The organism is Skermania sp. ID1734 (genome assembly GCF_007489285.1).
Taxonomy (GTDB): domain Bacteria; phylum Actinomycetota; class Actinomycetes; order Mycobacteriales; family Mycobacteriaceae; genus ID1734.
The window spans coordinates 78,154-100,594 of sequence record NZ_VLIY01000008.1; the positions used below are offsets into that span (position 1 = coordinate 78,154).

Genomic DNA, 22,441 nt, shown 5'->3' on the forward strand with positions numbered 1-22,441 from the left:
AGGCGGGCAGCACTGATCAGGGCTTGCGGGCGCTGACGAACTGAGCGATCCCGTGGATCTGCTGGTGGATATCGGTCAATCCGGCGTCGGCGAACATCGTCGGGAATGTCGACCGATCGAACATTCGGACGCCAATGCTTTTGGCGCCCATGGTGATCGCCTCACGCACCAGTAGGTTTTCCCGCGTGTAACTGGTCATGATCGTGACGCGACCGCCCGGCGCGAGCACCCGCAGCATTTCCCGCACGACCGTGAACGGTTCAGGCACCAGATACAGCGCGGCGTAGCAGCAGACGCCGTGGAAGGTGCCGTCATCGAAGGGAAGATGGCGCGCGTCGCCGCGAATGTAGGCGGCGTGGGCGTTGCGGTTTTCGCGGGCGGCCATGTCCAACATCGGCTTCGAGATGTCGAAGCCCACCGCGATGCCGTCGCCGTTCAGCCGCGATCCGAAGAAGCTGGTGAAATTTCCTGGGCCGCAGGCGACATCGAGGACTCGTTGACTGCCGCTGAGGTGCAGATCGTCTGCGGCCTTCTGTCGCTCCGCCGCGGGCGACAGGCCGTAGAAGCCCATGGCCGCCACTCCCGCTGGGCGCCAGAGGCGTTCGTAGATGGCCGCGACAATGCGGTTGTTCATGGCCGACTGCGCCACCGTGGGCCGTGGCGCGTCATCGCCGCCGAGCAGGTCCAGATAGCCGCGGGACGTGTCCGGATGCTCCGGCATGGCGCTGCGCCGGACCAGCGCGATGGCGCGCTCGAGGGCGGTATCGATATCCGAAGTCACTGTAGCTTCAGCTCCGTTCTGCGTGCAGCGGCGAGTAGTGTGCTCCCGTCAGCCGGACCGATTCCTCCCACAGCGCGGCGGCGAGCTCCTCGCTGCGGGCCTTGCGGGTGCGAGACGAATGGCGAACCGGTCCACGGATTCCGAACATCCAGGTGGGGCCCAGGTAGTCGCCGTTGCGCACGTCGGGCATCGTCGCCGCATACACCTGGCTCAGCGCGCCACCGCGTTCGCTGTTGCCGACCACCCGCAGTCCCGCGTGCATCAGCGCGGTCGCCCCAGGGATCGGCGGAACCATCGAGTCGAAGAGATTGGTCGCCGCCACGCCGGGATGCGCCGCGACCGAGATCAGCGGCAGTCCGGCGGCCGCGCTGCGGCGAGCCAGCTCGGCGCTGAACAGGAGATTGGCCAGCTTGGATTGGCTGTAGGCGGTCATCCGCCGATACCGTCTGCGCTCAAACCCGAAGTCGTCCAGAACAATCCGCCCGCGCCGATGCGCAATGCTGGCGAGAGTGACCACGCGTGGAGCGGACGTGGCCAACAGCGCCGGCAGCAACGCGTCGGTGAGCACGAAATGCCCGAAGTGGTTTGTTCCCACTTGTGTTTCGAAACCATCGACGGTCCGGCTGCGTGGGATGGCCATGACGCCAGCGTTATTGATTAGGACGTCGATGCGTGGCGCCGCGTCTATCGCCTGTTCGGCCGCGGATCGAACCGACGCGAGGTCGGCAAGATCGACAGGAATGAGCCGGTGATCGGTGGGTGCCGGAGAGAGCTGTCCAAGGCGCTCGAGCGCGGCCTGACCGGTCTGTTGATTGCGGCAGGCCAGCAGAATTCGGGCGCCCGCCGCCGCGAGCGCGCTCGCCGAGTGCAGGCCCAGGCCGTTGTTCGCGCCGGTGATGAGAATTGTGCGGCCGGTTTGATCCGGCGTGTCTTTGAACCGAAAGTGGGAGTTCTGCACCGTTCTCCGAGTCATGCGCGGGTCCTCGTCTAGTGGGCGGGTTGGGTGGAAAAAGCCTGCGGCAGCGGTACTTCCGGGTCGAATCGCACGCCGCTGAGAGTGGCCGCCGACGAGGCGATGCCGAAGACCGAGGCCGTGAGGTAGTTGGCGAAGGTTGCCTGCTCCATGGGACGGCTCGCGCCGAGCCACCAGTCGGTCGACGACCCGACCGCGCCGAAGATCGAGTAGATAACCATTTCGGCCCCATCGACGTCGACCGACTGCGGGTCCATCACCTCCACCAGCATCGTCGCGGCGCGTTTGGCGGATTGCCGGAGCGATTGCAGTGCGCGCTCGGAATCGGTTGCCTGCTGGGTGAAGTGGCTGTGCACCATGAAGCGAAAAACGTTCGGGTGCTCACTGACCACCCGCGCGTATTCGGCGATGCTGCGTCGCACGACCTCGCGCGCGGGATCATGAAGCAGATCGGTGTCGGCCAGGATGCGCTCCCACAGCAGGTCCTGCAGGCGTTCGACCACCGCGTTGTACAGATCGGTTTTGTCCTCGAAGTGCCGGTACAGCTTGGGTTTTGCGGCGCCGGCGTGGCGGGCGATGTCCCCCATGCTCACATCCGGACCTTGCTCGTCGAGGGCGCGAAATGCGGCGTCGACGAATTCGGCCCGGACTTTGATGCGATGCTCGCGCCACCGTTCACTGCGCGCGTCGACGCGCTTGCCGCACGAGTTGCCGTGCCCGGACGGACGCTTGGCTCCGCGCGCACTGTGGATCACGCCCGCGATGTTACCTGCTACCGCTGGTACTGGCTACTGGTGGAATCGAGCACGACGGGGGCCAACTCCGGTCGCCGAGCTACTCGGCCGTCGCCGGTGGACTTGCCGCGCAGTCGACGCACCACCCACGGCCGCAGTTCCGACGCCGCCCAGGACGCTTCGCGTCGCAGTACACCCACGACCGCCGCGGGCATTGGGGTGGGGACTGAGGCCAGTGGTTGCGCCCAACTGTGGTCGGCTCCGTCGAGCCCGAGCGCCTCCGCCGCGGCCCGCGCGAACATCTCGTGGCCCAGCGACGAGCCGTGTACCCGATCGGGACTCCACATCCGCAGATCGACCATCGAGGGCGCGGCATACAGGTCGACCAGGGCCAGGTCGTAGCGCCGCGCGCACAGCCGGATCCGCTCGTTGACCCGCTCGATGCGGGCGTACATCAGCCGGGAGGCCGGGAAGATGGGCCGCAGGTCGGGAAACGTGGTCGTGAGGACGACCGCGCCGGTCTGTGCGAACCGTCGGTACGTCAGCTCCATGAGGTCCAGGGGACCGGCCAGTTCGCCTCGTAAGCCGAGTACGTCGTTCATGCCTACACAGATGCCCACCAGATCCGGCGCCATCGCCAGCGCGGGCCTGAACTGCCTGTCGTAGACATCGCAGATCCGCTGGGCACGCATCGCGAGGTTCGCATATCGGATATCCGGGTTGTCGAGCGCCAGGCGCTGTGCCAGGCGATCCGCCCAGCCTGCCAAACCGGTCTCATCGTCGCCGTCCCATAGACCCTCGGTCTGGCTGTCGCCCAGTGCTACGAACCGATCAAAACCCATGCGCCGATTCTCCCCGTAGCTGATCAATCCAGCGTCGCGTGCATCAGGTAGACGTTGTATTCGTTCCACTGAGACATGGTGAAGTACAAGTCATTTCCGGTTGACCAGGGATGCAGGAATCCGCCGTAGAGCTGTGGGAATTCGGTGGCGTTCGCGAGTTCCACGGGAGCGGTCCAGGTGCCCTGCGGACTGCGCGCCTCGCGCAGCACGATTTGGCCGGTTTTGGTGTCGAAGTAACTGGTCTGCCACAGCCCGGTGCTCTCGTCGTAACGGACCGACATTTCCCCGACGGGCCCGTTGAAAAGCGGGCTGCCGTCGAACGTTTCGGCTGCCGGTATCCAGGTTCCCGCCTTCCAGTACTGATACGCCGATTTGTTCAGCAGCTGATCCTGCGGCACCCGGGCCAGCGCGGTGGTGCCGAAGCGGCCGTTGGGAGTGCCGAACATGTAGACATAGCCGTCGTAGGGCACCATCGCGCTGACCTGAAACTGCGCGAGCCCAAACAGGTTGTCCCAGCGAGCGTATGGGTCTTTTGTCCACGTCGATCCGCCGTCGTCGGAGTAGGCAAGGCCGCCGTAGTTGGTCAGCCAGGTGCCATCGCTTCCCCAGCAGTGCACGGACATGTAGCTCATGTACTGCCGGTTGCCGAGCGCGAAGCCTGAAGTTGGGATGGTGGTGATCTCGAAGTTGTCCACCTTGCGGCTGGCGAGCACCTCGGCGGCGTGGCAGGGTCCGTCCTGCACCATCGAGTCGATGTTCATCCCGTCGGCAAGGTCGTGGTCCGAGCTGAATCCGAGGACGTTCGAACGCCAGTCCGGGCCGGCACCACCGGGCGGTTGCCACCCCTTGCCGAAGGTGTCGCCGAAGGCGACGGCGATCTTGTTCGGCGCGGCCTGCCACATGATCCCGAGGTCGGTCGCGTCGACGCCGAACCGGACGTCGGTTCGGCTTACCGAGCCACGGCCGCTGAGCTTGGACACCTGGCTCAGCCCGCTGACGTGCGGCATCGGCGGCGCGGCGGTGACCGGTCCGGGACTGGTCGGCGGATGAGCGGGCGGTGGCGGCGGCGTGGTCGGGTAGTTGTCTCCGCCCGGGTACGGGATGGGCACCGTGATCGGCGCCGCGCGCAGGATCAGCTTCGGAAACGGCAAGCCCGTCGATGCCGAACCGGTGTTCCAGCTGGAGCCGGAGTCGTAGCTGGAGCCCGAGGACCCGGAAGAGCCCGATGACCCGCTCGATCCCAGAGATCCCAGCGATCCGGGTGCCGCGGGTGGCGGGTTCGGCACGGGCGGGCCGGGAGGCGGCGGTGGGCACGGGTTCGCGCAGGGGTCGGCTGGCGGTGGGGGCGAGGGAAAGCGGGTGTTGTTCTGCTTCGGCCCCGGGACCGGTACGCCCTGGAACTTCGGGTAAGGGAAGTTGATGGTGATGTCCGGCGGCGGAGCCGGCTGGCCGGGCGCGCTATGCGGCGCCCCAGGGCCGGAATCGGGTACCACGCGCAGCGGTTCGCCGCATTCGTTCACTGCGGTGGTGGGTCCGTCAGCGACGGCGGTGCCGGGTCCGAGGACCGCCAGGCCCGCCGCGGTCAGCGCTACGACCACGGCGAGCAACGCGGGTTTTCGGATCGGCACAGCTAGCACTGTGCCATAGCGCCGACGCGCTGTGGCACCAATGTGACTGTGCCATAGCGCCGCAGCGCATTTGCGAGTTAGGACAGGTAGGTGGTGATCACGTTCATTCCGGCGGCGAGCAAGGGCTGCCCGCCGGCAAGCCCGGTGCCGATCGCGCCACCGATGACGCCGCCGATCACGGCGCCTGTCAGGCACGGAACCGGGAGTATCCAGAACCCGAAGATGCAGCCCGCGATTGCGCCGACGACGGTTCCGCCTGGACCGCCGGCCTGCATGGCCGGACCCAGCAGAGCGTTGAAGTTGTTGAGCGCCTGCTGGTTCTGGTACGCCGACGCCACCGAGGTCACGCCGGGCATGCTCGCCGGAGCGGTCACACTGAGCGTGCGGCCGGCGTTGGTCACGGCGTAGCTCATCGGATAGGAGACGTTGTGGATCCGCGTCGTCAGCGGTAGTTCGACGACGGCATGCCCGGACGCGTCGTTGATGACGACTCCCGAGCCGTCGGCCGTGACGGTGAACGTGCCACCGTCCAGCGAGGTGGTCATCGTCCGGTCCACCAGTCGTGTCTGGTATTGGATCGGTCCTGGCGGCGATGACACCGGGTCGGCGCTTGCCGTGGTGGTTGCGATGCCCATGGTCGCCGTGGCCAATACGGCCGCGGCGAGGAACGTGACGGTCTTGCGGAGATTCATATCGCTGCTCGCCTCCTATCGCGGAGATGCTGACGAGAACGGTGTGTGCTTGTTGCCTCGGCTCGCAGAGCCGCTCAAATGGCCCCGCCCGCGGAAGCGGACGTGGACAGAAGCCGCAAGATCAATTACACGCCTAGTTAACGCCGTAAGCAATGGGCGAGTTATTCCAGACCTTCGCGCAACTGTGCCAGCGTCCGAGCCAACAACCTCGACACATGCATCTGCGATACGCCGATCTTCTCGGCGATCTGCGTTTGGGTGAGGTTGCCGAAAAACCGCAGCAACACAACCGTGCGCTCGCGTTCGGGCAACGCCTCGAGCAACGGCCGCAACGCCTCGTGGTTCTCGACGTTGTCCAACGCGGCGTCGTAATCGCCGAGCGTTTCCACCAGGGGCAGTTCGTCGGAACGGCTGCTGTAGGTGGTGTCCACCGACACCGTTTGATAGGCGCTGCCGGCAGCCAAGCCCTGCGCCACGTCATCCGGGTCGACGCCGAGCTCGGCGGAAAGCTCCGCGATCGTCGGCGATCGGCCCAGGCGCTGGGACATTTCGCCGATGGCCTTGCTCAATGACAGGTGCAGTTCTTTCATCCGCCGGGGCACCCGAACCGCCCAGCCGGTGTCGCGGAAGTGGCGGCGAACCTCGCCCATGATGGTCGGCACCGCGAACGAAACGAAGTCCGAACCGCGTTCCACATCAAAGCGATCCACGGCGTTTACCAGTCCGAGGCGGGCGACCTGCACCAAATCGTCGTGCGCCTCGCCACGGCCGTCGAAGCGGCGCGCGATGTGCTCCGCGAGCGGCAGGCAGCGCGTCACCAGTTCGTCGCGCAGCCGGGATCGGCGGGGGTCTTCGGGGTCCAGCGCCGCTATTTCTGCGAACTTGGCCGCGACATCTGCGTATTCGTCGTCTCCGCGGCTACTGCTCGATCTCTCCGCGTTCGGTCTCACGCGGCGCCGCCGGCCTTTTCCTTGACGAACTCGATCGACGTGCGATAGCTGTCGGGCCGATCGGGAATGGCGTCCTGAGTCATCGTCACGGAGTCGGCCAAAGTGTTGAGGACATGCCAACCAAAGGACCGCCGGCTCGACGAATCGGCGCCCGAGGTGATCGTCATGGCCGTCACCTGCAGGGCGTTCGGAGCCATCTCGAACGTGCACTGCAGCACGGCTTCGGAATGCGCCCGCACGATCAGATGCGAGCATGCCTCGTCGATCGCGAGCCGGACGTCGGCGATCTCGTCGAGATCGAAGTCGCATTGGCCAGCGATCGTTGCCGCGACGGCGCGCACTACTGAAAGCTGATTCGGACTTGCGCTGACGCGCAGCTCGACCGTCGAGGGAGAAAGCTGTGTGTCAGTCACTTCTACTGACCTCGACTTCGTCACCAGACCTCCGAATTATCACTCGATAGCAAACACAAACATGGCCACGCGCCGGGAGCAGCATTCTGCCTCCCGGCGCGTCACCCGGACTGAGCATGCCAGTCTCTTACCCGCATCCGGCAGTTTTCAAGCAAGGTCAGCGTCACAGGGCCGCCACGATACGGCAGGGGTTTAGCTGCGGTAAATAATCCTTGTGACATCCCAGCTGCGAGGGTAGGTTCAAATCAGGTTGAGCACACAGCCGCTCGGGAAGCGTATGGCGTTTCCGCATCAGTGATTGAGTGGCTAACAGTCCAGTTTGGTATTCAACCAATTTTCTGGCTCGCGGCCCAGTCCTCAAGCGGTCGTGCGTCGGGTTGGCTTCCCATCTCTCGATGCAAGAGAACGGAGGGCCACCACAGTGTTGTCCAATTTCGTTTCTGAGCTGACTACCCACGACGACCTCGCGGAAGAACCGCCGCGCGCCGGGTCGTTGGGAACTGTCTCGGAATCGCCTGGCGTGGGCGTTCGCGCCGAACGAATCAGCTCGTCGACGTTGTTGATCAGCGTCGACGGTGAAGTCGATATGCTGACCGCCCCGTCGCTTGCGGCTTTCCTCGACCGGCAGATCGGTCCGGGCCGCAAGATCGTGCTCGATCTGTCCGGCTGCGCCTTTTTCGGTTCTGCCGGGCTTTCCCTGCTTTCCGGCCTCGATCGTGCGGCCAATCGGGAGGGAATGCGCTGGGCATTGGTGGTCGGACGCTCGGTGCGGCGGCTGTTAATGGCCGCGCAAGCCGCCGAGCGGTATCCGGTGTACACGTCCTTCGACGCGGCGCTCGCCGCGGTGACCCACCGCGGGAGCTGATCATCAGCTAATCCCGTTGCCCAACAAGGTGAAACCTGCTCGGTCCAGAGATTCGCGGTCGAGCAGGTTTCTCGTATCTACGACGATCGGGTTTTCGATCGAACTGCCCAGCTCGCGCCAGTTCAGATTGCGGAACTGCGGGCATTCGGTGAGCACCACCACGGCGTGCGCGGCCTTGCCGACCAGGTACGGGTCGTCCACGACAGTCAGATTCGCTATCTGAAGATCGCCAGCCGCCTCGGCCGAGACCATCGGGTCGTAGGCAGTCAGGGTCGCGCTGGCGTCCGCCAATTCGTGGGCGACGCGAATTGCCGGCGAATGGCGGAGGTCGGCCGTTCCGGCCTTGAAAGCCAAGCCCAGCAAGCCGATTCGAGCACCGGCAAGACATCCGTCCGGCCGCCCGGTGATGGCCCGACGGACCTTACGCACCGTGCGTTCCGCCTGCGCGGCATTGCTGCTCACCGCCGCGTCGACGAGAGTGAGCGGGCTGTGCGAGCGGCGCGCGGTGTGCAGTAGCGCCGCGGTGTCCTTCGGCAGGCAGGAACCGCCCCAGCCGGGGCCGGGCTGCAGAAACGCCGGCCCGATCCGCGGATCGAGCCCCATGCAGTTGGCCACGTCCCGGACGTCGGCGTCCAGTGATTCGCACAGCTGCGCCAGTTCGTTGATGAACGAAACCTTCACGGCAAGAAAGGCGTTGCTCGCATACTTGGCGAGTTCGGCGCTCTCATAGCTGGTGTGCTGCACGGGCGCGATCAGGTTGTCGAACAGCGCGGCGACGCGGCGACCCACCGTGCGTGACGCGGCACCGATGACGATCCGGGCCGGATGCAGGAAGTCCTCCACCGCGTGCGATTCGCGCAAAAACTCCGGATTGCTGACCACGTGAATGCCAAGCGGCGCAAGGCGCTGCGCCACCCGCCGCGCCGTGCCAACGGGAACCGTCGACTTGTCCACCACGATCGAGTCCGGTCGCAGCAGCCGCGACAACTGCTCCATCACCTCGTCGACGGCGCTCAGGTCCGCGTCGCCGCCCTCCGACATCGGCGTAGGCACGCTGACGAAGACCACCTCGCACTCGCGCAGCGGGGAGAAGTCGGTGCTGAACAAAAGGCGCCCAGCGGCAACTCCTTCGGCCACGAGCCGGTCCAGGTCGGGTTCGCGCAGTGGAAGCTGGCCGCGCCGCAGCCGTTCGATCCGGCGGGCATCGACATCGACTGCACACACGCGATGACCGAGACACGCCATTCCGGCGGCGGTGGTCAGGCCGACGTATCCCACGCCGACGACACCGATGCGGCTATCCGACACTTCTGAACTCCTGTGACGATTGCATGGGGTAGCGCTCGAGTTGGCTTTCCACCACGGCGATGACGTGCGCGACGGTGAGCAGCAAGAGGCCCGAATGCGGCTGGGTGGCATGCGGATCCCCGACGTCGCCCGCCCAGAGCACGGCGTGGCGTGGCGTGGGCGGCGGGCCCCACAGTCGTGGCGGGGTGGGGCCGAACAGCAGCACCGAGGGGGTCCGGTAGGCGGTGGCGAGGTGTCCGGCACCGGTGTCGCCGCAGACGAGTAATCGGGCGGTCGCGACGGTCGTGGCGAACTCGGCAAGACCTTGATGACCCGCCAGCACCGCAGAATCATCAAGTCCCGCCGAGCGCGCGATGTCCAGCGCCAGTCCGCGTTCCGCAGCTGAACCGGTGATCCGCACGGTGAACCCGCGGCGATGCACATGCGCGGCGACCGCCGCGAAGCGCTGGGCCGGCCACCGGCGCGCCGGGGACGCGGCGCCGGGATGGATCAGCACGGGCGTGCCCCCGTCCCCCGTGCGTGTTTTTCCACCGCGGGCGGTGGAAAAACACGCACGGGACGGGGACGGGGACGGGGACGGGGACGGGGACGGGGGCGGCAGGTACAGGTCCCTGCGATCGGCGTGGACCCCGGCGTATTCGAGCAACCGGCACCAGCGGTCGACCTCGTGCACATGCCGGTCCCAGCGCAGCCCGGGAATGCCCGGAAATGCCTTATGCGCGTGCGTGATCAATCGGTGTGGTTGCAGCGCAACGAGATCGGCAATGCTTTGCGGACCGCTGCCGTGCAGGTTCACGGCGATCTCCGGGGTGTTGGTGCTCCAGCGGAGCTGCCCTAGGCCTGCTGTCGGGAGCAGAACGTCGACGGCGCCAATTCGTTCCACGATCGGCGCCAGCTGCTGCGGTGCGGCCAGCACAATTCGATGGTGTGGGTAGGCCCGCCGCAGCGCGCGCAGTGCCGGAATGCCGGTGAGCAGGTCACCGAGTCCCAGCGCGCGCAGCGCCAACAGCGACGGCCGGCCGGTCACGGCCAGGAACTCTCCGTCGACGCGCAGACCACCATCTCGCGCACCTCGCAGCCGGGCGGCTGACTCAGGGCGAAAACGACTGCTGCGGCAACGTCTTCGGGCTTGTTCAGCTTGGCGTCCGGCGGCGGTTTGTACTGCTCGTCGCGGCCGTCGAAGAAGTGCGTGTGCATACCGCCGGGAATGAGAAGCGTGACCCCGATTTCGCCGCCGGTTTCGGCAGCGAGAGCCCGGGTGAAGCCGACCACGCCGAACTTCGACGCGCAGTAGGCGGTGGCGTCGCTCACGGCCTTGATACCCAGTGTGGACGCGCAGGTGACCAGCGTGCCGCGGGTCGCCCGCAAGAAGGGCAGCGCGGCACGGGCCACGGCCGCGGTACCAAGCAGATTCACGTGGATGACGCGTTCCCAGTCTTTGGCCGGCACCGTCTCGAGGCGTCCGCAGCTATCGATTCCCGCCGCGGTGAACACGCCGTGCAGTTGGCCGTCAACGCGTTCGGCGAGGGTGCTGACCGCGTCGTGGGTGGCGTCGGTATCGGCCAGGTCGGCCTGGATAAAGTCGGTCTCGAGATTCACGGGCCCGCTCGGTGTGGCGCGGTCGATGACCAGCGGCCGCCCGCCGACCGCAGCGACTGCGGCGACCGTTGCGGCGCCGAGCCCGGAGGCTCCGCCGGTGATCAGAACATTGCCGAGAGGGGCTGTTGGCATCGGTGGTCTCCTCGGTTCCTGGTAGTCGTCGGCTATTCCTCAGGCGGTAGCCCGCGCGGCCGCGACGATGCGAGTTGTCGAATAGCCGCGCAGCACTGGGACAAACACCACACGACCGCCGTGCCGGTGCACCGTGGCCGCTTCCGGCAGTTGGTCGTATCGGGAAGCGGTGTGCGGGCTAGCCCAGTCCTGGCCCTTGACCCACACGTTCGGCCGGAGATGCTCGAGCAAGCGCGCCGGGGTGGGTTCGTCGAAGATGGCCACCGCATCCACCGATGCCAGCTCCAGCAACACCTTGGCTCGATCCTCGGCCCGCACGACGGGTCGGCCGTCGCCCTTTGCGCGCCGCACGGAGGCATCGGAATTCAGGCACACCACCAGCCCGTCGCCCATCGCGCGGGCTTGTCGCAGCAGACTCACATGGCCGGGATGCAGCAGATCGAAGCATCCGCCGGTCGCCACCAGCCGTCCACCGGAGGTTCTGATCCGTTCGGCGAATTCGATGGCATCGCTGGCGAACTCGCTGTGCGTGGGCAAGCCGCTGTGGTCACAGAGCACGCCGTGCGTCGACGCCCCGCCGCCACGTACGAACTCAGAGGCGTGTCGGGTGGCGAGACTGATCGCCTGTGTCACCGAGCCTCCCGCGAGCAGCTCGAGAGCGGCGGAGCTGGCAAAGCAGTCGCCGGCGCCGCACGTGTCGATGGCGTTCGCGCCGAAGCCGTCGAGGGTCGGGGCGGAGATGTGCACCGATCCTCCGCGGCCGGCCGTCCACAACGAGGCACCTGCGGAGCCAAGGGTGACAGCGACCGCATCGCTGCGCCACAGCTGCCCGAGCGTCGGCGCCAGCTCGGTCACATCCGTTCGCGACGGGCAGAACTGTTCGGCCTCCTTGCGGTTCGGCGTGACCAGCCGGGTGCCGGGCACCGGCGCGGAGCCGCGCGGATGCGGGTCCCAGACGACCGGTATCCGCTGTGCCGCATCGGCAATGAGTCCGCGCAGTTGCGGGTGTGCGGCGACGCCGCGGCCGTAGTCCGAGACGAGGATGGTGGCGGCGCGGGACAGCAGTTCGGCCACCGACTCGGGGGCGGGGCCGTGCACAGCGTGGCCGTCGCCGGAGTCGAGTCGCACGATCGACTGGTCACCGGCTCGCACCCGGGTCTTGCACACCGTCGAGCCGGCGAGTGGCAGGCCGATCACCTGCAATTGGTCGCGGAGGAGTTCGCCGAGTCTGCGGCCCGCGGAGTCGGTGCCGAGGGCGCACACGAGCCACACCTCCGCGCCGGTGTGTGCGGCGATCGTCGCGGCGAGCCCTGCGCCACCAGGCCGTTGCCGCTCGCCGCTGACGTCGACCACTGGGACCGGCGCCTCGGGACACAGCCGCTCGGCGCGGCCGAGAACGTCGGTGTCCAGCAACGCGTCCCCGATCACGACGAGCGGGCCCGTCATGCCGTGACTCCCAGCGCCGCGTCGAGTGCGGCACAGAGCGTGTGGACCAGGACCAGGTGCATCTCTTGAATCGTTGCGACCGTTGATGCTTCGACGCAGATCGCGTCGTCGCACAGCGCCGCCAACGGGTTCGGCGCCGGACCGGTCAGCGCCCAGGTCAGCACTCCGACATCGTGCGCGGCCTTCGCGGCGGCCACCACATTGCTGCTGGTGCCGCTGGTGGACAGGGTGACCAGAACGTCGCCCTTGCGGCCGTGCGCGTGTACCTGACGAGCGAACTGCTCGTCGGCGCCATAGTCGTTCACGATTGCGGTGCCCGCTGACGTGTCCGCGTGCAGGGCGATGGCCGACAATGGTCGTCGTTCCGCCCGGAACCGGCCGACCAGCTCCGCGGTAAGGTGTTGCGCCTCTGCGGCGCTACCGCCGTTGCCGCAGGCCAGCAGCCGCCCACCGGCGTCGAAAACCGTTGCGAGTTGCCGGCCCCAGCTCGAGACGCGTTGTACTGCTGGACGATTGGCCTGCAACGAGTGCGCCAACGCATCGAGGTGCTCGTGCAATTCCGCTGTGCCAGGGTCGAGCTTCATCGTTGCGCTCACCTCCGTTCTGTCAACTCAGCTATGGCAGCGAGGACTTCGCTGTCCGCGATGCCGTCGAGGCAGGGATGGCCGGGTATCGGGCACGTTCGCGCCCGCGAGCCGGCGCATTTCGCGTGTTGAGCCCCGAGCAGGACGATCGGCACGCCGTAAGGCGCCCAGCGCGAGGCGGGCACGACCGGAGCAAACAGGGAAACGACCGGCGTACCCACGGCCGCGGCCAGATGCGCCGGACCGGTATTGGGTGCGATCACCACCGCGGCCCGTTCCAGTACCGCGGCCAGTTCGGCGAACGATGTCGCACCACCGAGATCTTGTGCGGCATCACCGGCGACTACCGCGGTCAATTCCGCCTCGCTGGGACTGCCGGTGACGATGACCCGGTGGCCGGCGTGAGCGATGGCCGCCACCATGCGGCGTGCGCGGTCCGCGGTCATCCGCCGGGCGGGCACGGCCGCGCCTGGGTGCACGACCACGTAACCGGCCTCCCCGGTCAGGTTCGTGACATCGGGCAGCGGCCGGCGCACCTGCAGCGCGCCGGAATCGGTGGCGGACAGCACTATTCCAGCGGCCCGGCACAGCGACAGGGCCCGCTCGGGTTCTGGTGGATCACCGTCGACGTGATAACGCAGATCGAGCAGCGAGCCGGGGTAGTCCACGCTGATAGCGCCGATCCACGGCACGGCGGCCATCCGCAAGATCAGCGCCAACGGGAGCGGCGACTGGTGAAATGACGTGAACACGAATGCCTTGTCGATGTGGTAATCGCGAATTTGCTTGACCAGTGCAGCAACCGAGTCGGCGGTGAGTTCGTTTGGTTCGAAATCAACCCAGGGAGCGTGGTATTCGACAACTTCGTCCACGCCCGGCAGCAACTGCGCCGCCACCCGTCCGCGCGGCCCGACGAGAAAGACAAGGCTCTCCGCTGCCTGGGCGAGTGCACGGACCGCGGGGCCGGTCAGGAGCACATCACCGGCGCTGTCGAGCCGCGCTGCGAGAATTCGTTGGGTCATCGCGCACCTGCCAACGCCAGTTCGATCGCCGACACCAAGTCCGGCGCCAGCAGTGCGGTTTCGCGGGCGTGTTGCACTTCCTCGCGCAGCGTCCGCGCGGTCGGGACGAGGATGGCGCGAGCGCCGGCCGCCTGGGCCGCGCACACGTCGGCGCCGGTATCTCCGATGACGACACATCGCTGCGGCGACACCCCGAGGGCCGCCGCAGCCGCGCGCACCATTCCCGGGGCAGGCTTGCGACAGTCGCACCCATCGCTCGGTCCGTGGACGCACATGTGCCACGTGTCGAACGGCCCCAGCATTTCGTGCACCCGCGAGTTCACCGCCGCGAGTTGTTCGGCTGTGATCAGTCCACGCCCGACGCCGGATTGGTTGCTCACCACGCCCACCCGGCAGCCGAGTGCGCGGAGCCGGTGCAGCGACTCGACCGATCCCGAAACGGGTTGCACTCGTGCAGGATCGGTGTTGTACGGCACGTCGACGATGAGCGTGTCGTCCCGGTCGAACAGCACCGCCTCGGGCGGCTCGGGTGTATCGAGGTGCCAGCCCCGGCGCGCACGCCATTCTCCGCGCAGCCGGTGCAGGCAGGCGGCGGGCGGAATCAGCGCGCTGGTCACCACCATCGCGCTCACCTCTGCGGCGGTACGTGGACCGGGAGCAATGCGGCGCCAAGCGAATTCCGCCGTCAGGGCCGCCCATCCGGCCGCGGCGATGCCCGCGCTGGGCCGCCGCTGCAGACCCAGCAGCAGCGCGGTGGTCGCGGCAATCGTTGCCGCGCTGTGCTGTCGCATGCGGCCGGGGCCCTCACCGATGCGCTGTCGCCACTTCCGGCCGTACTTGCGCCGCATCAAGGCGTTGTCCTGGTTGCCACGCTGCGCGCGCAGGCTGCTGAAAAACGTTCCGCCAGCGGGCGGATGCACGACAGTTCGGTGCCCGGTGCTGATCCGGTAGCCGTGTTCGAGAACCTGCAACGCCAGGTCCGCATCTTCGCGGAAGGCGCGCACGAAGCGTTCGTCGAATCCACCGACCGCGGCCAGCGCCGTTCTGCGATAGGACATGTCGGCGGTGATCCAGCGAGCCTGCGCGAGTCCTGCGGTGCCGCGTTCGGCGTCGGTCGGTCGCCGGTCCTGCGGCAGCGGCACCTCGACCCGACCCTGCGATGCCCCCTCTGCGGTGGTGAGGCGACCGAGGTCAGTGACAAGGTCTGCCGGCCACGTCGGCGAGGGCAACACATCGTCGTCCAGAAACGCGATCCACTCGGTCATGGCACTGCGCCAACCGATGTTTCGGGCCGCGGCCGGGCCGCGACCGCCCGAGCGCAACACCCGAATCGGGACGCTCAGCGGCGGAAGCACGAGTGGCGGCTGCGGGGCGCGCCGGTCGTCGACGACGATGATCTCGGCGGGCCGGGTCGTCTCCTGTGCGGCGCTGTCGAGCCGGGCGAGCAAGGACATCAGGTTCTCGCGGCCGACAGTGGGAATGACGACCGTGTAGCGCGGGGTTTCCGTCATCGCCGCACCACGAAGGATCCGATGGCGAGCAGGTCGATGGGTGCGGAACCGAAGCACTCCAACGCATCTCGGGGACTGTCGACCATGGGCCGGCCCGCTGTGTTGAGGCTGGTGTTGACCACCACGGGCACTCCGGTTCGGCGGTCGAACTCGGTGAGCATCCGGCCGAGCAACGGGTTGTCGTCGGGGTCGACGGTTTGAATCCGAGCGGTCCCGTCCACGTGGGTGACCGCTGGGATGCGGTCGCGCCACGCCGGTTCGACATCGTGAACGAAAAGCATGTATGGGCTGGGCAGCGGTCCCCGGGAAAAGATCTCGGCCGCGCGGTCGGCGAGAACCATGGGGGCGACGGGCCGAAACTGCTCGCGGCCCTTCACCGCATTGAGACGCTCGAGGTTCTCGGCGCGGCCCGGGTGCGCCAGCAGGGACCGGTGCCCGAGCGCGCGGGGACCGAACTCGGCGCGGCCCTGGAACCAGGCGACGATCTGATCCGCGGCGAGCGCGTCCGCTACCGTCGCCGCCACATCGGCCGGGCGCTCGTAGCTGACGTGCGCCTCGCGCAACGCGTGTTCGATCGCGTCGTCGCTGAACCCCCGGCCCAGCGCGGCGGTCCGCATCGGTTGTGGCCGGTCTCCGGCCTCCGCGGCCACCGTGAGCGCGGCCCCGAGCGCGGTGCCAGAGTCTCCGGCAGCGGGCTGGACCCAGATCTGCTCGAACGGACCCTCGTGATGCAGCCGGGTATTGGCCACGCAGTTCAGTGCCAAACCACCGGCGAGCGTGAGGTATTCGGCATGGGTGCGGCGATGCAGCCAGCGGCACAGATCTCCCAGGACCTCCTCGATGCGTTGTTGCACGGTGGCTGCCAGGTCGGCGTGGTCTTGATCCATTTCGTCGTGGGCGTAACGACGTGGCGCAAACGCGGACCAGTCGATGGGACTCACCGAAAACGCGCCGTCGCTGCTGCGGATGAGGTCGGAGAACTCCTTGGCCCAGCGCGGCTTTCCATACGACGCCAACGCCATGACCTTGTACTCGTCGCTGGAGCGCTGAAAGCCGAGATGCTCGGTCAGTTCTTCGTAGACGAAGCCGAGGGAATGCGGGAGTCCTTGGGCGGCAAGGATATCCAACTTGCCATCGCGGTACTCACCGGCCAGCATGGAGGTCGCCTCGCCGCGGCCGTCCAGCACCAGCACTGCGGCGTCGCCACATGGCGCCAGTAATCCGCTCGACGCGGCGTGGGCGACGTGGTGGCGAACGAACCGGACCCGCGCGGGGTCGAGGCCCGGCAGGGCAGTCGCGAGAAAACGCGGCGCGCGGGCCGCATACAGGGTCCGCAGATGCTCCCAGGCGGGGTCAAGGCCACCGAGCGTGTGGTCCACCAACGCCGGGTCGTAGGAGTACGCAACCGCGTCGAGGTCTGCAGGTTCCAGGCCGCCCTGTTCCAGGCACCACCGTGCGCTGAGATCTGGCTGTTCCCAGGCAGAGAACGGCACCGGGCGCTTGCCATGCTTACGTCGGCTGAAGCGCTCCTCCTCCGCCGCAGCGACCACCTGGCCATCGACCACGAGCGCCGCCGCGGAATCGTGGAATACGGCGTTGACACCTAGTACGCGCAAGTTTCACCTCCCGGACGGGTTGGTCTCGCGGGGCGCGTTTGGGCGGAACTACCCGAGCCGGAAGGGGTTAAACACCTATAGGTAATTCACTTCTCACTCCCGCTCCACGCGAATGTTCGGCAAACCAGGCGATGGTTCGGCGTAGGCCGGTCTCGGCGTCCACCCGCGGCCGCCAGCCCAGTTCGTCGGCGGCCCGGGAGATGTCGGGGCACCTGCGCTGGGGGTCGTCCTCGACGGCGTCGATGAACGTGATGGATGCATCCGTGCCGGCCAGGCGGGCGACGAGTCGAGCCACCTCGAGAACGGTCATCTCGGTGGGGTTGCCGATATTCATCGGGCCCGGCCTGTTCGAGTGAGCTAGCGCGAGCAGGCCTTCCACGGTGTCGTCGACGTAGCAGATCGAGCGGGTCTGAGTGCCCGCCCCGCTGACCGTGAGTGGCTCGCCGGCGAGCGCTTGGCGGACGAAGTTGGGGATCATCCGCCCGTCGGCCCCGCGCATCCGGGGCCCGTAGGTGTTGAAGATCCGGGCGATGGCGGTGTTCGCGTCGAGGTCACGTCGATACGCCATGGTCAGCGCCTCGCCGTAGCGCTTGGCTTCGTCATAGACGCTGCGGATTCCGACGGGATTGACGTTGCCCCAATACGATTCGGTCTGTGGATGCTGTAGCGGATCGCCGTACACCTCGCTCGTCGAGGCGAGCAGAAAGCGTGCGCCGCTGCGCAACGCCAAGGCCAGTGCGCGGTCGGTGCCGATCGCGCCGGCCCGCAGGGTCGCGACGCCGAGGCGCTGGTAGTCCACGGGCGAGGCCGGCGAAGCCAGGTGCATGACCAGGTCCAGGCCGTCGAACGCAGCATCATCGGCGTCCAACTCGGCAACATCGACGTCGAGGAACGTAAAGTCCTCGCGCGCCCGCAACGATTCGACGTTGCTCATCGACCCGGTGCACAGATTGTCGACGCACACCACCTCGGTGCCGGCGTCGAGCAGGGCCGCGCACAGGTGCGAGCCGAGGAAGCCGGCCCCGCCGGTGACCAGCGCACGGTGAAAGACAGCCATGTGCTGCGCCGTACCCGCAACCTGCCCGGTCAAACCGTTTCAGCGCCCATCGCAGTGGTACCCGAGCGGTGTTGGAAGGAGTTGCGATGGCGTCGGGGACCAGAACCACCACCGATCACGACGAGATACGCAAGTGGGTTACCGACCACGACGGGAAACCCGCGAGCGTGCGCGGAACCGAGGGCGGCGACGCCGCCGGTGTGCTGCGCTTCGACTTTCCCGGTGGTGCGGGGGAGGACCAACTCGCCCACATCAGTTGGGACGAGTGGTTCGACAAGTTCGACAGCGCCGCGCTGGCGCTGCTCTATCAGGCCGAGAAGGCCAGCGGTGAAGACAGCACCTTCTTCAAGTTGATCGCGCGCGACTGAGCCGTCAACAGTGCCGCGCGCGCATTTGCGCAGCTGCAGGCATTGCGGGACGTGCACGACCCCAAGCAACCGCGCGGCAAGCGGATAGTGCGGCTGGCATGATGGCGTCGTAGCGACGAGCGGGGAGGGGCGATGGACGCGTCCGGGCGCCGAGACTTCGACGGCATGTGGGTGCCGCCGCAGTCGCAGTATGGTGCGCCGGGGATTCCTCCACAACGGGGGCGGGCCGAAAGCGTTCGAGTAGGCAGGCGGTCGGACCTGCAGCGGCGGCCGCCACGCCGGGGCGGTCCGCTGCGGGCGCTGTTGCTGATCCTCGTTGTCGTGGGCGCGCTCTTCGTCGGCTACGCGGCCCGCAGCGGCCGGCTTGCGACCTTGGTGCACGAAAACTCTCCAGGGTCCATCGCAGTCACCACCACCGAGCGCCAGCCGGATGCGGCGCCGATCGATCCCGCGGCGGTAGGCGCGCTCGTGGCACCGGCGCTCGTCGACATCACGGTCACCGACCAGTCGCTCGGCGTGGAAGGGGCCGGAACGGGAATCCTGCTGACTTCCGACGGTCAGGTGCTCACCAGCCAGCACGTAATCAAGGGCGCAAACAAGATCAGCGTTACCGCGGTGAGCAACGGTGCCACCTACGACGCCACGACGCTGGGCTACGACAGCGGTCACGATGTGGCGTTGATCAAGCTCTCCGGCGCGCAGGGATTGCCGGTGGCGCGCCTGGGTGACTCCGACGCGGTGATGCCGGGCGATCAACTCGTCGCCGTCGGCAATGCGGGTGGCGTCGGCGGTGCCCCGAGCAGTGTGGGCGGACCGGTCACCGATTTGAATGCGACCATCATCGCCCGCAACGAGGCCGACATGAGTCGCAAGAACCTGGCGGGCCTCATCGAGGTGCAGGCGAATGTTGTTCCGGGCCAATCGGGTGGCTCACTCGTGAACCGATCGGGCCAGGTCGTCGGCCTGATCACCGCAGCCTCGGGGCCCATGGTGTCGGCCCCAAAGGACAAGCACGGCTACGCAATTCCGATCAAGCAAGCCCTCGGCATCGTCGACCAGATCCGACGCGGCGTGCCCACCGACGATGTGCACATCGGACCCACCGCAACGCTCGGCGTGATGATTTCCGACCAGTCCGGCACGGCGACAACGGCCAGGGGCGTGCATGTGGACATGGTCGTGTTCGACTCGCCCGCCGAGTCGGCGGGGCTGGAGAACGGTGACGTGATCACGGCCATCGACGGGCGACCGATCGACTCGGTCAAGGCGTTGCGCGCCATCATCAACCGACACCGCCCCCACGATGTCATCGCGCTCAACTGGTCAGACGAGTCGGGTCACCCGCACACCGGCAATGTGGAGTTGGCAGACGGCCCGCCGAACTGAGTTAGTTAATCAGCACGTCGCTAGCGCCGCGTTCACCATCGCCAGGTGGTTCTGCACGACCGGCGCGGCGGTCTGGGCGACCATCTTCACGGCCGGCGACGTGCCGGTCGCCAGTTCCTGGTTGATCGCCGCGAGCGTCTGGGTGTGGAAGCCCTGTTGCATTTGCAACCACGCACGGTCGAAGTCGGCGCCGGTCTTCATCCCGGTGCTCATCAACTGCTGGGTTTGCGCGGCGCTCGGGGTGAGCGGCAACGCGACGCCGTTCTGCATGGCGACGCCCAGGCCGCTCGCGTCGAGCCGGCCGTGATCGGTGACCAGCACCGGTCCCAGCTGGCGCACGGCCGCGCACGCCACCTGCGGCGAGATCGTCGCGCGAGCGCCGGAGGCCATCTCGGCGAGATTGCCCTGATGGGCGGCGATCAAGAAATCTTGATCTTGCACCGACAGCGCGGCCGGCTGAGCCGAAGCAGTGCCAGGCGCAAACGCTGCCACCCCGAGAATCGGAAGCGCCGCGGCAACTGAGGCTGCCAGCGTGCGGCGTAGTGATCGCATGAGTACCCCTCCCGTCCTGACGATGGGTCATGCGAGCACCGAGTTCCCCATTGCTGTGCATGTATGCAAACAGCCGCCCGGTAAATCGAGTTCGGCTTAGCACGTGTACCGGGTGTGTAGCTCGGGTAGTCCGTCTACGAGCTACGAGTCTGGCCGAAATCAACAGATAATCAAAGGAGCGTCGATGGGCACGAGCAAGGTCGCCGACTACCTGTTGGAACGCTTGCGCGACTGGGGAATTGACAAAGTGTTCGCCTATCCGGGCGATGGGATCAACGGTTTGCTGGCCGCTTGGGGGCGTGCGGACAACTCACCGAAGTTCATCCAGGCCCGGCATGAAGAGATGGCCGCGTTCGAGGCTGTCGGATATGCGAAGTTCAGTGGCCGACTGGGTGTTTGCGCGGCAACATCCGGTCCCGGGGCGGTGCACCTGCTCAACGGACTGTACGACGCGAAACTCGACCACGTTCCCGTGCTGGCGATCGTCGGCCAGACGAATCGCAGCGCGATGGGCGGGTCCTACCAGCAGGAAATCGACCTGCTCTCGCTATACAAGGACGTAGCCAGTGAATACGTCCAGGTGGTCAACGTTCCCGAGCAGTTGCCGAACGTTCTCGACCGCGCGATCCGGACCGCGCTCAGCAGGCGAGCGCCCACTGCGCTGATTATTCCCGCTGACGTACAGGAACTCGACTATTCGCCGCCCACGCACGAATTCAAGATGGTCCCGTCGAGCACCGGCATCGAGTGGCCGGCTATCGCACCGAGCGCCGAGTCAATTCAGCGGGCCGCCGATGTTCTCAACGCGGGCCGCAAAGTGGCAATACTTGTCGGCCAGGGCGCACGTGCGGCCGCCGACGAGGTCGAAGAGGTCGCCGAGATCCTCGGCGCCGGAGCCGCCAAGGCGCTGCTGGGCAAGGATGTGCTGTCCGATGAATTCCCGTGGGTAACAGGCTCGATCGGCTTGCTCGGCACCCGGCCGAGCTACGAAATGATGCGGGACTGCGACACCCTGCTCACCGTTGGATCCAGCTTCCCGTACACGCAGTTCTTACCGGCCTTCGACCAGGCGCGCGCCGTTCAGATCGACATCGACCCCAGCTTCATCGGCATGCGCTACCCGTATGAGGTCAACGTGGTCGGCGACGCGAAGACGACGCTGCGGGCGCTGATTCCGTTGCTGAAGCGCAATGACGATCGGTCGTGGCGTGAGGGCATCGAGAGCAACGTCGCGCGGTGGTGGGAAACGATGGCCATGGAGGCCGAAGTCGAGGCGGATCCGATCAATCCGATGCGGCTGTTCTCCGAGCTCTCCCCGAAGCTTCCGGACAACGTCATCATCACGGCGGATTCCGGATCCTCGGCGAACTGGTATGCGCGCGAACTGAAGTTCCGCGGCAACATGCGCGGGTCCTTGTCCGGCAACTTGGCCACCATGGGCCCAGGCGTTCCGTACGCGATCGGTGCGAAGTTCGCCGAGCCGCAGCGACCGGTGATCGCGTTTGCCGGTGACGGCGCCATGCAGATGAACGGCCTGGCCGAACTCATCACCATCGCGCATTACTACAAGGAATGGTCCGATCCCCGGTTGATCGTCGCTGTGCTGCACAACAACGATCTGAATCAGGTGACCTGGGAGATGCGGGCCATGGCGGGCTCGCCGAAGTTTGCGGAGTCGCAGACACTTCCCGACATCGATTACGCGTCCTTCGCCGCAAGTCTTGGGCTGCAGGCGATAACGCTGACCGATCCGGCTGCGATTCCGGGTGCCTGGGACCAGGCGCTGAATGCAGATCGTCCGACGGTGCTCGATGTTCATTGTGATCCGAACATCCCACCGGTGCCGCCGCACGCGACTTACGAACAAATGAAGAGCGCCGCCAAGGCAATGCTGGCTGGCGACGAAGACTTCAAGGGCGTGGTCAAAGAAGGAATCAAGACCAAGGTGCAGGAGTTCCTGCCGCACAACAAGAAATAGGATT

The 22,441-nt window shown here is 66.8% G+C and carries 22 protein-coding genes; 4 read left to right on the top strand and 18 right to left on the bottom strand.

From position 1 onward, the window contains the following. Positions 1 to 16: 16 nt before the first annotated feature. The 8 genes from FOS14_RS11700 to FOS14_RS11735 form a co-directional block, all read right to left on the bottom strand. Entirely contained in the window at positions 17 to 781 is a 765-nt protein-coding gene (locus FOS14_RS11700; RefSeq protein WP_255450256.1) for a class I SAM-dependent methyltransferase, read from the bottom strand. A 7-nt stretch (positions 782 to 788) separates the two neighbouring features. Continuing rightward, positions 789 to 1,754 (bottom strand): oxidoreductase, encoded by a 966-nt coding sequence (locus FOS14_RS11705; RefSeq protein WP_143770702.1) that lies wholly within the window; start codon positions 1,752 to 1,754, stop codon positions 789 to 791. 14 nt (positions 1,755 to 1,768) lie between these two features. Further along, on the bottom strand, positions 1,769 to 2,509 hold the full coding sequence (locus FOS14_RS11710; protein WP_255450257.1) for a TetR/AcrR family transcriptional regulator: 741 nt from the start codon (positions 2,507 to 2,509) through the stop codon (positions 1,769 to 1,771). A 17-nt stretch (positions 2,510 to 2,526) separates the two neighbouring features. After that, positions 2,527 to 3,330: an SGNH/GDSL hydrolase family protein gene (locus FOS14_RS11715; protein WP_143770704.1), complete on the bottom strand. Its 804-nt coding sequence runs from the start codon at positions 3,328 to 3,330 to the stop codon at positions 2,527 to 2,529. Positions 3,331 to 3,353: 23 nt separating this feature from the next. Further along, positions 3,354 to 4,958, bottom strand: a complete 1,605-nt coding sequence (locus FOS14_RS11720; RefSeq protein ID WP_370512215.1) for a DUF4185 domain-containing protein — start codon at positions 4,956 to 4,958, stop codon at positions 3,354 to 3,356. 77 nt (positions 4,959 to 5,035) lie between these two features. Then, complete coding sequence (locus FOS14_RS11725) at positions 5,036 to 5,650, bottom strand: hypothetical protein (protein WP_143770708.1); 615 nt, start codon at positions 5,648 to 5,650, stop codon at positions 5,036 to 5,038. Between the two features lie 161 nt (positions 5,651 to 5,811). Then, on the bottom strand, positions 5,812 to 6,600 hold the full coding sequence (locus FOS14_RS11730) for a SigB/SigF/SigG family RNA polymerase sigma factor (RefSeq protein WP_143770710.1): 789 nt from the start codon (positions 6,598 to 6,600) through the stop codon (positions 5,812 to 5,814). After that, entirely contained in the window at positions 6,597 to 7,013 is a 417-nt protein-coding gene (locus tag FOS14_RS11735; protein WP_255450258.1) for an ATP-binding protein, read from the bottom strand. The genes FOS14_RS11730 and FOS14_RS11735 overlap by 4 nt, the downstream gene beginning before the upstream one ends. 421 nt (positions 7,014 to 7,434) lie before the next feature. Here FOS14_RS11735 and FOS14_RS11740 point away from each other — a divergent pair, with 421 nt between their 5' ends. After that, the gene (locus FOS14_RS11740) at positions 7,435 to 7,878 is read left to right on the top strand and encodes an STAS domain-containing protein (RefSeq protein WP_143770714.1); all 444 of its coding nucleotides are present in this window, start codon (positions 7,435 to 7,437) and stop codon (positions 7,876 to 7,878) included. A gap of 3 nt (positions 7,879 to 7,881) precedes the next feature. On the opposite strand, the gene FOS14_RS11745 is transcribed toward FOS14_RS11740, so the two are convergent. The 9 genes from FOS14_RS11745 to FOS14_RS11785 all read right to left on the bottom strand — a co-directional run bounded on the left by FOS14_RS11745 (position 7,882) and on the right by FOS14_RS11785 (position 18,153). Further along, the gene (locus tag FOS14_RS11745) at positions 7,882 to 9,186 is read right to left on the bottom strand and encodes a UDP-glucose/GDP-mannose dehydrogenase family protein (RefSeq protein WP_255450259.1); all 1,305 of its coding nucleotides are present in this window, start codon (positions 9,184 to 9,186) and stop codon (positions 7,882 to 7,884) included. Continuing rightward, on the bottom strand, positions 9,176 to 10,213 hold the full coding sequence (locus FOS14_RS11750) for a glycosyltransferase family 9 protein (RefSeq protein WP_255450260.1): 1,038 nt from the start codon (positions 10,211 to 10,213) through the stop codon (positions 9,176 to 9,178). The genes FOS14_RS11745 and FOS14_RS11750 overlap by 11 nt, the downstream gene beginning before the upstream one ends. Continuing rightward, a complete protein-coding gene (locus FOS14_RS11755) occupies positions 10,210 to 10,917 on the bottom strand; it encodes an SDR family oxidoreductase (RefSeq protein WP_143770718.1) in 708 nt (235 codons plus the stop codon). Before FOS14_RS11755 ends, FOS14_RS11750 begins: the two co-directional genes overlap by 4 nt. A gap of 39 nt (positions 10,918 to 10,956) precedes the next feature. Further along, a complete protein-coding gene (locus FOS14_RS11760) occupies positions 10,957 to 12,363 on the bottom strand; it encodes a PfkB family carbohydrate kinase (protein WP_143770720.1) in 1,407 nt (468 codons plus the stop codon). Continuing rightward, on the bottom strand, positions 12,360 to 12,947 hold the full coding sequence (locus FOS14_RS11765; protein ID WP_185981734.1) for an SIS domain-containing protein: 588 nt from the start codon (positions 12,945 to 12,947) through the stop codon (positions 12,360 to 12,362). Before FOS14_RS11765 ends, FOS14_RS11760 begins: the two co-directional genes overlap by 4 nt. An 8-nt stretch (positions 12,948 to 12,955) precedes the next feature. Beyond that, positions 12,956 to 13,969 (bottom strand): glycosyltransferase family 9 protein, encoded by a 1,014-nt coding sequence (locus FOS14_RS11770; RefSeq protein ID WP_143770722.1) that lies wholly within the window; start codon positions 13,967 to 13,969, stop codon positions 12,956 to 12,958. Beyond that, positions 13,966 to 15,480: an HAD-IIIA family hydrolase gene (locus tag FOS14_RS11775; RefSeq protein WP_143770724.1), complete on the bottom strand. Its 1,515-nt coding sequence runs from the start codon at positions 15,478 to 15,480 to the stop codon at positions 13,966 to 13,968. The genes FOS14_RS11770 and FOS14_RS11775 overlap by 4 nt, the downstream gene beginning before the upstream one ends. After that, complete coding sequence (locus FOS14_RS11780) at positions 15,477 to 17,096, bottom strand: carbamoyltransferase C-terminal domain-containing protein (protein ID WP_143770726.1); 1,620 nt, start codon at positions 17,094 to 17,096, stop codon at positions 15,477 to 15,479. Before FOS14_RS11780 ends, FOS14_RS11775 begins: the two co-directional genes overlap by 4 nt. Positions 17,097 to 17,163: 67 nt before the next feature. Then, positions 17,164 to 18,153: a UDP-glucuronic acid decarboxylase family protein gene (locus FOS14_RS11785; protein ID WP_143770728.1), complete on the bottom strand. Its 990-nt coding sequence runs from the start codon at positions 18,151 to 18,153 to the stop codon at positions 17,164 to 17,166. 86 nt (positions 18,154 to 18,239) lie between these two features. On the opposite strand from FOS14_RS11785, the gene FOS14_RS11790 reads away from it, so the two are divergent. Together FOS14_RS11790 and FOS14_RS11795 are read left to right on the top strand one after the other, a co-directional pair. After that, positions 18,240 to 18,521 carry a hypothetical protein gene (locus FOS14_RS11790; protein ID WP_143770730.1) on the top strand — a complete coding sequence of 94 codons (282 nt, stop codon included), beginning with the start codon at positions 18,240 to 18,242 and terminating at the stop codon, positions 18,519 to 18,521. 132 nt (positions 18,522 to 18,653) lie between these two features. Continuing rightward, entirely contained in the window at positions 18,654 to 19,907 is a 1,254-nt protein-coding gene (locus FOS14_RS11795) for a S1C family serine protease (RefSeq protein WP_143770732.1), read from the top strand. 9 nt (positions 19,908 to 19,916) lie between these two features. On the opposite strand, the gene FOS14_RS11800 is transcribed toward FOS14_RS11795, so the two are convergent. Beyond that, the gene (locus FOS14_RS11800) at positions 19,917 to 20,459 is read right to left on the bottom strand and encodes a DUF4142 domain-containing protein (RefSeq protein ID WP_143770734.1); all 543 of its coding nucleotides are present in this window, start codon (positions 20,457 to 20,459) and stop codon (positions 19,917 to 19,919) included. Positions 20,460 to 20,643: 184 nt separating this feature from the next. Between FOS14_RS11800 and FOS14_RS11805 the strand changes: the two genes are divergently transcribed. Next, complete coding sequence (locus FOS14_RS11805) at positions 20,644 to 22,437, top strand: thiamine pyrophosphate-requiring protein (RefSeq protein ID WP_143770736.1); 1,794 nt, start codon at positions 20,644 to 20,646, stop codon at positions 22,435 to 22,437. Positions 22,438 to 22,441: the final 4 nt, after the last annotated feature.